The sequence below is a fragment of the Psychrobacter sp. UBA2769 genome (assembly GCF_002352555.1).
In the GTDB taxonomy this organism is placed as follows: Bacteria; Pseudomonadota; Gammaproteobacteria; order Pseudomonadales; family Moraxellaceae; genus Psychrobacter; species Psychrobacter maritimus.
Window position 1 is genome coordinate 105,221 of record NZ_DEIR01000012.1, and the last position, 12,976, is coordinate 118,196.

The 12,976-nt window shown below is 40.8% G+C and carries 12 protein-coding genes, 1 pseudogene and 1 other annotated feature; of the genes and pseudogenes, 9 read left to right on the top strand and 4 right to left on the bottom strand.

The features are described 5' to 3' along the window. Positions 1 to 69: 69 nt before the first annotated feature. A complete protein-coding gene (locus B3Q63_RS05185; protein ID WP_201563709.1) occupies positions 70 to 1,431 on the top strand; it encodes a tyrosine-type recombinase/integrase in 1,362 nt (453 codons plus the stop codon). A 30-nt stretch (positions 1,432 to 1,461) separates the two neighbouring features. Here the strand turns inward: B3Q63_RS05185 and B3Q63_RS05190 are convergent, their stop codons facing one another. Beyond that, complete coding sequence (locus B3Q63_RS05190; RefSeq protein ID WP_296174513.1) at positions 1,462 to 2,976, bottom strand: hypothetical protein; 1,515 nt, start codon at positions 2,974 to 2,976, stop codon at positions 1,462 to 1,464. A 419-nt stretch (positions 2,977 to 3,395) separates the two neighbouring features. Here B3Q63_RS05190 and B3Q63_RS05195 point away from each other — a divergent pair, with 419 nt between their 5' ends. The 7 genes from B3Q63_RS05195 (at position 3,396) to B3Q63_RS05225 (ending at position 8,889) form a co-directional block, all read left to right on the top strand. After that, positions 3,396 to 4,298 carry a YagK/YfjJ domain-containing protein gene (locus B3Q63_RS05195; protein WP_296174516.1) on the top strand — a complete coding sequence of 301 codons (903 nt, stop codon included), beginning with the start codon at positions 3,396 to 3,398 and terminating at the stop codon, positions 4,296 to 4,298. A 169-nt stretch (positions 4,299 to 4,467) separates the two neighbouring features. After that, complete coding sequence (locus tag B3Q63_RS05200) at positions 4,468 to 4,755, top strand: hypothetical protein (RefSeq protein ID WP_296174519.1); 288 nt, start codon at positions 4,468 to 4,470, stop codon at positions 4,753 to 4,755. A gap of 94 nt (positions 4,756 to 4,849) precedes the next feature. Then, positions 4,850 to 5,842, top strand: a complete 993-nt coding sequence (locus B3Q63_RS05205) for a DUF932 domain-containing protein (protein WP_296174522.1) — start codon at positions 4,850 to 4,852, stop codon at positions 5,840 to 5,842. Positions 5,843 to 5,958: 116 nt separating this feature from the next. Continuing rightward, complete coding sequence (locus tag B3Q63_RS05210; protein WP_296174525.1) at positions 5,959 to 7,026, top strand: YqaJ viral recombinase family protein; 1,068 nt, start codon at positions 5,959 to 5,961, stop codon at positions 7,024 to 7,026. 123 nt (positions 7,027 to 7,149) lie between these two features. Beyond that, positions 7,150 to 8,061, top strand: coding sequence for a hydrolase or metal-binding protein (locus B3Q63_RS05215; protein ID WP_296174528.1), 912 nt, complete (start codon positions 7,150 to 7,152; stop codon positions 8,059 to 8,061). A gap of 168 nt (positions 8,062 to 8,229) precedes the next feature. Next, the gene (locus B3Q63_RS05220; RefSeq protein WP_201563721.1) at positions 8,230 to 8,490 is read left to right on the top strand and encodes a helix-turn-helix transcriptional regulator; all 261 of its coding nucleotides are present in this window, start codon (positions 8,230 to 8,232) and stop codon (positions 8,488 to 8,490) included. Positions 8,491 to 8,622: 132 nt separating this feature from the next. Continuing rightward, a complete protein-coding gene (locus B3Q63_RS05225; protein WP_201563723.1) occupies positions 8,623 to 8,889 on the top strand; it encodes a hypothetical protein in 267 nt (88 codons plus the stop codon). A 401-nt stretch (positions 8,890 to 9,290) separates the two neighbouring features. On the opposite strand, the pseudogene B3Q63_RS05230 reads toward B3Q63_RS05225, so the two are convergent. After that, positions 9,291 to 10,309: pseudogene (locus B3Q63_RS05230) on the bottom strand (IS3 family transposase). Then, positions 9,918 to 10,034: a sequence feature (AL1L pseudoknot), on the bottom strand. (Overlaps the previous pseudogene by 117 nt.) Positions 10,310 to 10,603: 294 nt before the next feature. Here B3Q63_RS05230 and B3Q63_RS05235 point away from each other — a divergent pair. Further along, a complete protein-coding gene (locus B3Q63_RS05235) occupies positions 10,604 to 10,879 on the top strand; it encodes a CsbD family protein (protein ID WP_011512362.1) in 276 nt (91 codons plus the stop codon). Positions 10,880 to 11,017: 138 nt separating this feature from the next. Here B3Q63_RS05235 and B3Q63_RS05240 read toward each other — a convergent pair whose 3' ends face one another. Next, a complete protein-coding gene (locus tag B3Q63_RS05240) occupies positions 11,018 to 12,013 on the bottom strand; it encodes a phosphatase PAP2 family protein (RefSeq protein ID WP_296174531.1) in 996 nt (331 codons plus the stop codon). Positions 12,014 to 12,383: 370 nt separating this feature from the next. Beyond that, positions 12,384 to 12,707 carry a hypothetical protein gene (locus B3Q63_RS05245; protein ID WP_201563728.1) on the bottom strand — a complete coding sequence of 108 codons (324 nt, stop codon included), beginning with the start codon at positions 12,705 to 12,707 and terminating at the stop codon, positions 12,384 to 12,386. Positions 12,708 to 12,976 lie beyond the last annotated feature (269 nt).

Consider the following 12,976-nt stretch of genomic DNA (forward strand, 5'->3'; position numbering starts at 1 on the left):
AACTTTAGACCAACGTTTTTGTTGTATCGCTTGATTTATATAGCTTGTAGCCACAGGGGATAGACCAACATGTTAAGCGATAGTAAGATTCGCAAGCTCAAACCAAGTGAGAAATGCACACCTTCACGTCCTGACAAATATAGTGATCAGCATGGGCTACAGCTTTTGGTACGCAGTACAGGTACAAAGACATGGATAAGCGCCTATCGATTTGATGGCAAGCAGACACGCCTCACACTTGGTACTTATCCGATAATGTCATTAGCTGAGGCTAGACAAGCCAACACTGAGATCAAGACATTACTTGCTGACAGCATCGATCCAAAAAATAAAAAGCGTCAAGACAAGCTTGCCAATATCCACGCGCAAAAATTTAATGACTACGCATTAGATTGGCTCGCTGAGCGTAAACGTAACGTCAAGTCACGTACTTATCAGCAAGACTATAACCGTATGCATAAAGACGTATTGCCCCGCTTTGAAGGCATTGCGCTAAAGAATGTAAGCTTTGAAGATTGCCGAGCAATGGCAGATGAGATCGAAAAGCGTCTGAACAAGAACGGTGAGCCGCCACGTGAAGTGACTAGACGCACGATTGATCTGGTGGCTAATGTTTTAAGGCGTGCCAAACGCGAACGTATCATTGAGCAAAACCCAATCGATGATTTAAAGGCACTCTATCCTAAAGCCAAAAGCCAGCACATGAAGCATGTGGATATCCATGAGCTGCCTGCCCTACTCCAAGCTATCGAGGGCTACCATGGTCACAATCAGACTCGCTTAGGTATGAAATTCTTAGCCTATTCATTCTGTCGTACCATTGAGCTGCGTATGATGAAATGGGCGCATATCGATTTTGCTAACCGCTTATGGCGTGTTGATATTGATAACCTTAAAGTAGCGCGTAAACATGTCGTACCGCTGTCAGATCAGATGCTAGCCATACTAGATGAGATGAAACCCATCACAGGGCAGTATGAATATGTGTTTTACCACACTGGTATGCACCAACCGTATAGTGAAGAATTTATCAATAACGCGCTTGATATTTTAGGTTATGCTGGCAAACAGACGGGGCACGGCTTTCGTCACATCGCCTCCACATACCTAAATGAGCTTGGCTATAGGGGCGATGCGATCGAAAAGCAGATGGCACATGACAAAAAAAACGATATCCGAGCGGTCTATAATCATGCTCAGCACTTAGATGAGCGCCGCAAGATCATGCAAGTCTGGGCAGACTTTTTAGACTTGCTCAGAGACACAGGCGAAGTTGTTGACTTTCAGATAGCACGGCAGCAAATTGAGAAGTCGTTAGAAAGCAAACGTCCTGACTCATTACAAAATGCTGATAAGCAAACCTTGATCAAAGCATTGTTAGATCAAGGGATCACAGCAGATGAGCTGCAAGATTATGTTGATAATAGTTAAAATTATCAGAGACTACGAATAGTCAAAAGATTAGAGAGGTCTTCCCGCCCTCTTGTCTGTAATAAATCTTGAGTTACGTTCAAAAGGGCATTCTTCATCTATAGTCTGCTTGTCACGGCTTTGTTGAGGAAAAAATGGCTGTACTAGCCCCCTGTTATGACTTGTTTCAACAGCATCATTTAGCACAAATTTATTAAGGTGTGGAGTTGAATGACCTAACAGGTCATCACACGTATTATTCGGCTCTCCTTTATCGTCAATCCGTGAGGTTTCTTCAGAGATGAGTAGTTTCTCACTATGCTCGCTACTTGACTCCTGCTTATCTTTGGTTAGCGAAGTGTCATCAGAAATGGCCTCTCTCTCAGTATGTTCGCTTTGCAAATTAGAGGGCTGTACTAGAGGTATCTCATCAAAAGCCTTAAATTGATTAGGAAAAGGTGGGTCTAACTGAATTTCTTGACACATCATCTGACCATAAGCAGATTCAACTAAGTCGTTTAAGACTTCACGTTGTGTTTTACCATAAGCCTTAGCAAGATACTTTAGGTTTTTCTTATTGTCACTGGTAAGATTTATACCCTGTTCTTTCTTAATTTTATCACGGTCACGCTTCTGCTTCGCATTCCAAGCGTCATACATATTTTTTATAAATAAGGCTCTACTATTTATTTTCTGTTCATCTAATATAACATTCGTTATGTCAAACCAATAATTATCTAACCTCCAATAGTCAAGTGAAGCCAATATATGATCAAGCCTACTAGTTGTATCTGCTGCTTTAAAAAAAATAGTATCACTACAGATTAAAGCTTCTTTATAACCATCTTTATTGATTTCTTTTGATTCACCTTTTGTCAGATTTTTTTTGATATTTTTGGTCAATTCTTTTTCATTTTTTCTCTTTTCTTTATTTGCTAGCAAATTATTAATGTCATGTTTTTTTCGCATATACTGGTACAGATAACTTATTTTATTACTATTGCTATCAATCAACCATTTGACATCTCTTGGATCAACTTTATTACGAAAATAGGCCTCTTTTAAAAAATTCAAAGATACTTTTTTTTCTGAAACGAGCGACTCATTATCAGTATTGTGACCTGCCTGAAGACTTCTTCCTCTAATAAATAAATGCTTATTGTAAATAACATTATGAACAAAAATTGTTATATCAGATTCTATAAAAATTGATTCGGTCAGGATATTGTGTTTTTTTAAAACCATATTTAACCATAATGCTGCTCTTTTATCCTCGTAAAACCACTTGACATAGGACAGCGGTATGCTGTTCTCAGCACTAGCTTCTAAAAATATATTCAAACTTCTAGAGTCATACCTTTGCTTTTTTAAGATTCTTATCAGTTGTAATTTACAAAACGAATCATCTTTTAGTATGTTTTCTGCTGGTAATCGAGCTCTCGAACGTAGCTCAAAGAGGCACCAATAGACATTGTATATGCTAAGAGCGTTAATTCTTTTTTCGATATATTCTTCCTTTTTTCTATCTAGCTCACTTAAGCTTTTCTCATCTTCAATAACATTCATTCTTATTATGATTCCTTATATAATAATTAAAAGTAAAATAAAGACGCAAAATTATGTATTATTAAAAGATCATTGAAAGGTCATTAAAACGTCGGTAACTTTGTTAGGTTATGTCATATTCCATATGGAGTCAAACACTATTAATCACATATAACAAGGCAACTTTCTATCAGCTAACTCCATCTTCACCTTCTTCCCTAAAACACAGTAATTTGCTGTGTTGGGTTTTTCATAAACCCAAGGCTGGCTTACAAAAAGATTGCCTTTGGATACCTCTAAAATCTCGGTACGATAATATAAGTTATATTAAGTACTACTTAACTAAGGCGGATGCTATCCGCACTGAACAGTAAAAAAATACACAACCCTATGAATATATGTAGCACCCATTCAACTTTATATTCATAGGAAAGCAAGCCATGATCTACTCACCTGTTAATCACTCACAGCTTATCTCTAACGTCGACAGACTGGTTAGAGATGTATTATTTGGTACGATCAATTTTCAACAAATCAAAAGTCAATTGAACGAGTTCTATTACTCGTTCATGATTAGCCTTGATTCTGAATTCAGATACTCAAAACCTATCCAGGCATTTATAGAAAGCACCAATATGATTATTGGTGACGCTTACGCTTATAACGTATTTTGGAACGATGAAAAGACGGTGCAGTTTATTCAGTTACTGTCAGGTTATGAGAAGGTGATTAAGAAAGATTACAGCGCGTGGCGTTATCAGAGTAATCAAAATGGCAAAAACTTAGAGCTTAATATCAGAACCCTCATATCAGACCATTCAAGATTGTTGTTTGTTCGAGTGGATTTAAAATACATACAAGAGATCAGTCATCACATTACCATTCGTGATTTTGACTTTCATATGAAAAAATTAAGAGACGCCATTCATAATGGCGATACTTGTTTTAAGCATTTACTTAGCCATGCTTGGTCATTAGAACATGGTGGAAAAAATGGTGGCTTCCATTGTCATCTGCTGCTGATCTTTGATGGTGCGAAGCATTACAAGGACAGTTATTTGGCTGATCAAGTTGGACAAAAATGGCGAGAGATTACTGAAGGCGTTGGCTATTGCTTTACTTCAAATACTAGAGAACGTAAGGAAGAACTCGCACGCTACGGCAAACTTGGTATCGGCATGATTCATCGTAATAACTTACAGGAAGTCGAGAATGCGGTTAATGCTGCCTTGTATTTAACCCGTCCTGATAAGCCTGATGGTAGCTATCAACGTCTTAAAGTGTCTTTACCGAATATGAATACCTTTGGGCAAAGCATGCCTTCTAGCAAGGTTAATGGTTAATACAGCTAAAACGCGTGGGAATCTCTCATAGCAAAATAATTACAGATATATAGCATCCCTATGTGATGAGTATCGATGTCATCGTTGCCTCATCAATCTACCCCAAAACGTGTCATCAAGGTCTGCTTTATAGCAGGCCTTTTTTATGCGCCATTATCAAGGAGATCCTATGAAACCTATTTGTCCGAGCTGTCATTCAGCCCATGTCATCGAAAACATAGACACCAGTACACAAGGATTAACAGAGCAAGTACTCTCACCAAAGCTGCTAATTGGTCTTGGTATGAGCGTCTGCAAGTACTACAAGATTAACCCTATGATTGGCATGGTCGCAGGCAGCGCCCTTGCCACCGTCATTAATCTGGCACAGCAAAGACTAATGCAGCCGCCACTCATTAGAGCGGCCATCCTGCCGCGTTACTTATGCCGTACCTGTCAGCATACCTTTAGCGTCTGAAAAGCTCATTTATTAAAACCTTCAATGACTCATGTATCAAAGCATGAAGTCAGTCAAACCACTTAATTTATTCAACAATAAAAGGAATATTCTCATGGCACATTTATTAGAATCAATCGCATACGTCGGCGAAACCCCTTGGCATGGTTTGGGCGAAGAGCTGGCTCCCAAGCAGCCTATCGAGGTCTGGGCAAAGCAAGCGGGTATGGATTGGCGTATTGAATCATCGGATGTCAGCTACATGGCAAACAATGACAAAGGGCATAATCTGATTCTGCCCTTTGCCGAGCAAAAGGTGCTATACCGTAGCGATAATTTCGAGCCGCTATCGGTGGTCAGTCAGCGCTATCAAGAAGTACAGCCCCGTGAGATTTTAGAATTCTATCGTGATCTTACCGAGCAGTCTGACTTTGAATTGGAAACCGCAGGCGTACTTAAGGGAGGGCGTAAGCTATGGGCATTGGCCCGTACAGGCCAGTCAGCAACACTTAAGGGGAAAGATGTCAGTAATGGCTATCTTTTACTTGCAACGGCTTGTGACGGCACTCTGGCGACCACCGCACAGTTCACATCGATCCGTGTGGTTTGCAATAATACCCTAGCCATTAGCTTAGCTAACGGAAGCGGCGGCGTGGTGAAAGTACCGCACTCTACGTCCTTTGATGCAGACAAGGTCAAGCAGCAATTAGGCGTCTCGGTGAAGCAATGGGATGAACATAGCTATGAGATGAAGCAGTTATCAGAGCGCCGTGTGACCCAAGCAGAAGCCGCCAACTATCTAAGCCGTGTATTCAACGATCAGGACAATGACATCATTCTGTTTAACAGTGCTAAGAAAGAGAAAGACGCCGTGCCCAATGCTAAAGCCATGAATCAGGTGATGAACATGTTTAACGGTCAAGGTCGCGGAGCCGATCTAGATGCGGCCAAAGATACTGCTTACGGTCTGCTGTGCAGTATTACGGAATACGTCGATCACGAACGTAGGGCGATGTCGAGAGACCATCGATTAGACGGCGCTTGGTTTGGCTCTGGCGCTAAGCTTAAACAAAAGGGTTTAGAGGAATCCTTACTGATGCTGGCTTAACCAGTCACATTTGAAATCTGACCATACAATCAACCACGCCTTCGAGCGTGGTTTTTTTATGTCGTCTTTTTAATAAACAGTATTAACCAATAACCAATCTAACGAAGGAGTTCATCATGAACACAATCGCATTGAACCATATCGCTCAGCTAAGACAAGCCAAGCGTGCAACCGTTAAGGTGAAAGCGCCTATAACCACCGCTCAATCAACCACCGCTAAACGTCTGGTCAATACCAAAACCCTCAGTCATGAGGAATGGCTGAAAGTTCGTAAGCAAGGTATCGGTAGTAGTGATGCAGCAGCAGCCTGTGGTATCCATCCATATTTGTCGATGCTGGAATTATGGATGATTAAGACTGGTCGCCTGCATTCGCATCTAGATGATGATATTGATGGCTACTCACCATTGTACTGGGGTAATACCTTAGAGCCGATGGTGGCTAAATACTATCAACAGCACACAGGCAATAAAGTACGCCGTGTAAATGCGATCTTGCAGCATCCTGATCCTGACAATCACTTTATGCTGGCTAATTTAGATTACTCGGTGGTGGGGTCAGATGAAATACAGATTTTAGAGTGTAAAACCGCAGGGGAACATGGCGCTAAGCTGTGGAAGCATGGCGTACCTCTCTATGTGACGTGCCAAGTGCAACATCAACTGGCAGTCACTGGTAAAACTGCGGCTCACATCTGCGTGCTGCTATGTGGTCATGAAGCGAAGATTTATAAAGTTGAGCGTGATGAGCGCTTAATCCAGTCCATCATGGAGCATGAGCGTCTGTTCTGGCAATACGTGGAGACGGACACGCCACCAACCCCTGATCATTCAGAATCTGCTGCACGAGCCTTAAAGCTGCTTTATCCAACCCCTGAGCCCTCAAGCAAGGTTGATCTGCGGGAAGATGACGGAGCCAATAAGTTGTTTGAGCAACTGCTTAGCTACCGTAACGACATGCAAGAGTTAGAGCAGCGTCACGACCAAGTGAAGCATCAGCTGCAAAGCCTCATTCAAGATAATGAAATTGCGGTATTCGAGAAAGGCGCTATTTCTTGGAAGCGCTCGAAAGACAGCACCAGTCTTGATAGCAAATCACTAACCAAAGCGCATCCTGAATTGCTTGAGCAATTTAGCAAAACCCGCCCGGGCAGTCGTCGCTTTGTCATTCTTAACGATAACTAAGCCAGTGCTCAGTCATCAATCATAATCAAGAAATTACGCCACTCACTCACATAAGCGCATAACAGCCCACCCGTCATAGGTGGGCTTTTTTATGGCTAACTAAAACACATAAGGAATATCACCATGATTAAAGGTCTAACCATAACCCCGCCAGTTCTAGGTCGTATCAGCATTGGACGTGTCATTCAAAAGGACGGCAAACGTTTACCTGCTAAAGACGATCAATTCACCATCACCAGCCAAGTGCAGAATAAAGACGGCTGGATCAATCATCCCCTCGATGCAAAGCTACGCGCAAATAATGACGGTAAATTGAGGCAAATTCCCGTTCGTATGCTGTTTAATAATCCTGAATTAAACCTACGAGCTGAGTACACGCTATTTGATAGACAAACGGGTAGACCGTTATGTGTGGGTGACGGTGAGCAGTGCCAACGCCGCACAAACAAGGGTGTTGAGCAACTGCCATGTCCATCCCCTGATCGTTGCCCATTAGCGCAAGGCGGGGCTTGTAAGCCCTATGGCAGACTCTACGTCAATCTGTCTGAAGACGATGAGCTGGGCACGTTTATCTTTCGCACCACCGGCTTTAATAGCATTCGCACGCTTGCAGCAAGGCTGAGCTATTTTGCAGCAGTATCCGGTAATAAGCTGTCATGTCTACCGCTGCAATTAACACTAAGAGGTAAAAGCACCACACAAAGCTATCGAACGCCGATTTACTTTGTGGATCTGACATTGCGTGATGGGGTAACGCTTAAAGATGCGGTACAACATGCTGGAGCGATTGATCGTGAGCTTAGCGAACATGGCTTTGATCAAGCCGCATTGGAGGAAGCGGCTAAGGGTGGTTATAGCAATTCGTGCTTTGAGGTTGATAGTGATGGATTGTTAGACGTGGCTGAAGAGTTTTATCCAATCGAGACGGAGGATGTGAGCAGTACTCAGCAAGGGAATTATCAGAATGGGTTAGGCACTCAGAACGTGAGCAGCATTGAGCAAGGCTTACGAAAAAGCGTGACAGCAGTGAGCTAAAACCATCGAGCTAGAGATGCGACATAAGAAGGAGCTGATCATTCAGCTCCTTCTTTTATTGTTTCATACAAGGCCAGTCACTGGACGACATGGGATGCCGTAAAAAAATATGGGACTCCGTAACTGTATGAGAAGAAAGATTCTCATTAATTTACAAAGGAGATAATCATGCAATTATTAAATGTGAACACACAACAAAACGTATCAACAGCTAGCACTTTACAGATACCTCGCATGATACCGCTCAAGCAGGTAATGCATTATACAGCGCTTAGCAGTACTACGATTTATGAGATGGTCAATAAAAAATCTGATCGTTACGACCCAACATTCCCTGTTCAAGTAAAGCTATCAAAGGGACGTGTAGCATGGGTAGAAAGCGAAGTGGCTGATTGGATTGAAAGTAAGATGGCTGCGCGGATTCACTGATCAAGGATAGAAAACAAGGCGCGTAGTGCGGCTTGTTTTTTTGCCTCCTTTTTGATCCAGTAATTTAGTAGCATGCTATATGCAATGTAGCTTTAATTAGACATATATAAAGGTTAGATACAGACTATAGCTATGGATTTAAGAAAAGAAATAGCGTTGAATATTTCTACAGCGCTATCTAGAATCTTGTCAGATAAGATCACTAGACAGACTATCAGATGGATGCAAAACTTTGATACTGCATTAAATATGGGCTATCTCAAAAACTTATGGGATGATGTTTGCTATCAGCGCCAAACAGAAAAGTCTTTTTCATGGAGTTACTACGACGATATGATTTTATCGTTTGTAGCAGCCCAGCTCAAAGAGCTAAGCAACTATGAGGTTAATGGTATTTGATTGCAAACTGACGCAATCTACGATCAGCTAGATCATATGCAATCCAACGGGATGACTACAGCTAGCGCATACCCAGAAATTAACTTGCTTTGCTATATAAGTGATATAGCAAGATATGTGATAAATGAGTATATTTATAGGCAGGCAGATAGGTGGCAAAACGATAAACTCAAACAGCTACTAGGCTATTTTTGAAACACTTTAGATATCTTAACCTAGCTACATTTAGCTATCCTTAGCTGTTTTTAGCTATCCTTAGTGCTTTGCAAGATACCAAGACCAACCTTCAGAAACGACTAAACTGAACCGCCCCGACTTTATCGGAAGTTGATTTACTTGAGCTAGGCAGCTTCACCTAACAGATTAAGATTATTACAATACCCCTTTTCAAACTCAAAGGGTCACACATAACCAATCGTACTATGCAAACGGGTTTTATTGAACCAATCCACCCATTCAAAGGTTGCCAGTTCAACATCATTTACACCGTCCCAGCTCTGCTTTAAATAATGAAACACCTCAGATTTATAAATCCTATTAATCGTCTTAGCCAATGCATTGTTGCATGAATCACCATTGGTGCCCACAGACGCAATAATGTTCGATTCGGCAATTTTATTGGTGTAGCAGATGGATAAGCACTGAACCCCTCGATCACTGTGATGAATCACCTCCTTAGGCTTATTTCTGTCTGCTATCGCCTGATTTACCGCTGCTATATCAGTGTTCATACGACTAGATACTTTCCAGCCGACAATTACTCGTGTAAATACATTAATGATAAAAGCAGTATATACCTAGCCGCTCAATGTCTTGTAAGCCATAATGTCTCATTAATCGCTCAACAGTACATCGAGCAACCTCTAAACCGTTCGCTTGCATCTGCTGCCAAACCTTACGCACTCATAACGGCATTTACTGTCCAGCCAGATACCGCTGATTTCACTGATGTAGAAATCGACATGCCACTGACGCTGTGAACACTTTTCTGGGTTGTCGCTTAAATCTTTAGCGCGATAGTAAGCTGATGGGGCAATCGGTAGTACTCGGCAGATTGGCTCGATCCCGTAATTGTTTTTATGGTCATCAATAAAGTCGACCATTACTTGGGTGTACGGCCCGTCTCTGCCTGGGCGAAAAAAGTAGCAGCCTTGTGTATAATTTCACTGGCTTGCTTAAGCTCTCTATTTTCGCACTAGAGATCCTTAATACGTTGCTCTTGGCTTTGAGCTTGTACTGAGGCAGGAATGGTTTGTTGTATGTGCTTCTTATGCCATGATCGTAGGGCTTCATATGTACAGCCAATCTTTGACGTTATGGCTTGAATGGCTGACCATGTAGAGGGGTAGTCGCTCGACGCTTCAATCCGCATGCGAACAGCACGTTCTTTAATCTCATGAGTGTAGGTTTGTCTTTTCATTGTCGTATTCTCTAAGAATTTTTAGTCTCCGACAATCCCGAGTCGGTTCAATCTAGCCAAAGACACAACTTACATCGTAATAACATATTAGCGGACTTAACAATAGCTCAGCAACACTTTAAACATTCGTTGTACAGACAGCCCAATTGTGTCTCTCTATATTAGATATGTCAGCTTGAAGTTTAATAATTGCTGATAGCCTATTTATCAATAAAAAAAATAAAAGATGAATGAGCATAGTATTGGTATAAAGACAATGAAGCACAAACTCATAAATGGAAAAGGAAAACCATAATGGACAATCAAAATGTGAACGAAAAAAGTATGGATGAACAGTATAAAAACAATCAAAAAATGGATAATGATATGAATAACCAAACACTAAAAGGCGAATGGAACCAACTCAAAGGTTCAGTAAAACAAAAGTGGGCAGATTTAACAGATGACGATCTAACCCATATCGAAGGTGACCGTGACAAATTGGTTGGCCGTATCCAAGAGCGATATGGTCATTCACAAGAAGATGCTGAACGAGATGTAGATGAGTGGCGTAATCAAAATAAATATTGATTATTGTATCTTCAATAATCATACCCTGAAAATGTAAAAAGCCCGTGACTATGGTCACGGGCTTTTTTAGTCAGTTTAGTTAGGACTTGATCCTTTAGCTGTGTGTTATTGATGCTTCATCGTGGCTTACTACGATGCTTAGGATAACATTGTAAATTGATAGATTTTTGCGTAAATCAACGTGCTAATAAATACACCTAATCCGCTCAGCCATATCATGTATGCATGAGAAGTTGACCACTCGACTTTCCATATGATTTTACTTTCTACGCTTAGCCACTCTGTAATACTGATGCCAAGTGTCAACCAAAATGCACCTACTAGATAACCGCCCAGTACATCGCTTAGATAATGCTGGTTCAATACAACTCTGCTCAATCCGATCAAGAGGATAAAAAGAATCGCTATTGTAAATATACGAATTTTTTGAGCAAAATCTTGGTTGAATCGAATCAGTAGGTAAGCGATAAATCCATATAACGCCATAGCGGTCGTCGCATGACCACTTGGAAACGAATAAGTTTGCACAACTAATAAGCTATTAGCAGGCCTTTCACGCTGAAATAAATATTTCAACAAAGAAGTAAATGCAGTGCTGCCTAAAGTAGCAATCAATAACCCTACTATTATATAGCGTTGCTGCTTTACCCAGCAATTCACAGCAACAAACAAAACGACCAAAACGGCAATAGGGGTAGACGCAAAGCTGGTTATCAGGACGAAAAAACCAACAACGTCGGCATCGCGTAGTAAGCTCATCTGCGCCGATATAAAATAATCGATGGAAACAATAGAATTCAACGTAGCCACAGCTTCAGCCAATGCAATGAATAACACCAGCCTGCAACCTATCACTACCCATAGAAATGTCAGTGACAGCCCATAAAAATCCCGTAAATCAAACCGCCGAGACATTATCACATCCAGCTTGGGATACTTATCTCTGAATTGAATGATATTTTTATTTTTTGCAAGGTTCCGTTTTGTCCTCACCCAACAGCGGATTGCTTGAGTAAAAAGATGCTGACCATAACGAATAACCACATACTGAAAAACCAATAGAACAGAGATAACCAGAAAAATCAGAAGACCTAAGGCGAACAATGGCTGATTTTCTGATATTAAAGATATCATTATTGAACCTTTTCCGAGAGTATTCTGAACCCTGAATAATTACTTTCTAGTTAAAGCTCTGGATAGAACTTCTGTTTAAGTCACTAAGTCTTAGTTAGTAAACGATATTGAGTGATGCTACACTCAACAATGAAGTGATCTAGTTGTAAAGATATGATGATCTTAACCTATTAGGCATAGCTGTCTGTCTCAAGTAAATCAACCACCGATATAGTCAGAGCGATTCAAGCTGATCACAACCTTACAGAAACCCTTTAATCTTTAATGGATTAGACCTCTTGCATAAGTCATCGCTAGCGCCTGTAGCTTCGTCAGTTGAAGTCAATGAACTGGTACTTTTGCAAGAGGTCTATTGTGCATTTTCTGATACTTACTGCACTCCATCTGCTGGTGTTTGATCTAAGTTCGAGTTATTTTCATTGACAGTAACCGTATCATCAGCCTTCTGATCATTTTCTACACTGCCATTACTAGAATAGTACGCTGTACCCCCCGCACCTTCTACATCCTCTGTGGAAGCAGGGGCTTGATCTTCAGCCTCGGTTGCTGTTTGCACAGGTGTCATTTCGCTAGATTCTGTATTAGGAGCTGGCTCTTCTGTTTCACTGCTGCAAGCGCTGAGACCAAAGAAACTCACTAAAAACATTATCCATAATTTATTTTGAAGCGACTTAGTAGGTACTGATGTTTTCATTTTAATATCCTTATTATAATTAAGATCGAAATATTTAAAAAAACTCTAGGAAACCATCATACAGTCATTGAGCTGAGCCAATTTAAGTACTAACGCAGACCATTTACTCTTTTTATCATTTATTGCTGTCATTCTTTTATGAAACCAAAATAACGCTCAACTAACAAGTTAAACCTAACAGACAAATTTAATGTTTTCACGTGGTGAAAGGTAAGAGTTTGTTAGCTTGTGTGCCATATATTTTTTTAAAGAACATATGGTTCTTATAA

Bases quoted from the DNA above. Each gene is read 5' to 3' on its own strand.
- B3Q63_RS05185 (WP_201563709.1), top strand. From the start codon at position 70: ATGTTAAGCGATAGTAAGATTCGCAAGCTCAAACCAAGTGAGAAATGC.
- B3Q63_RS05190 (WP_296174513.1), bottom strand. From the start codon at position 2,976: ATGAATGTTATTGAAGATGAGAAAAGCTTAAGTGAGCTAGATAGAAAA.
- B3Q63_RS05195 (WP_296174516.1), top strand. From the start codon at position 3,396: ATGATCTACTCACCTGTTAATCACTCACAGCTTATCTCTAACGTCGAC.
- B3Q63_RS05200 (WP_296174519.1), top strand. From the start codon at position 4,468: ATGAAACCTATTTGTCCGAGCTGTCATTCAGCCCATGTCATCGAAAAC.
- B3Q63_RS05205 (WP_296174522.1), top strand. From the start codon at position 4,850: ATGGCACATTTATTAGAATCAATCGCATACGTCGGCGAAACCCCTTGG.
- B3Q63_RS05210 (WP_296174525.1), top strand. From the start codon at position 5,959: ATGAACACAATCGCATTGAACCATATCGCTCAGCTAAGACAAGCCAAG.
- B3Q63_RS05215 (WP_296174528.1), top strand. From the start codon at position 7,150: ATGATTAAAGGTCTAACCATAACCCCGCCAGTTCTAGGTCGTATCAGC.
- B3Q63_RS05220 (WP_201563721.1), top strand. From the start codon at position 8,230: ATGCAATTATTAAATGTGAACACACAACAAAACGTATCAACAGCTAGC.
- B3Q63_RS05225 (WP_201563723.1), top strand. From the start codon at position 8,623: ATGGATTTAAGAAAAGAAATAGCGTTGAATATTTCTACAGCGCTATCT.
- B3Q63_RS05235 (WP_011512362.1), top strand. From the start codon at position 10,604: ATGGACAATCAAAATGTGAACGAAAAAAGTATGGATGAACAGTATAAA.
- B3Q63_RS05240 (WP_296174531.1), bottom strand. From the start codon at position 12,013: ATGATATCTTTAATATCAGAAAATCAGCCATTGTTCGCCTTAGGTCTT.
- B3Q63_RS05245 (WP_201563728.1), bottom strand. From the start codon at position 12,707: ATGAAAACATCAGTACCTACTAAGTCGCTTCAAAATAAATTATGGATA.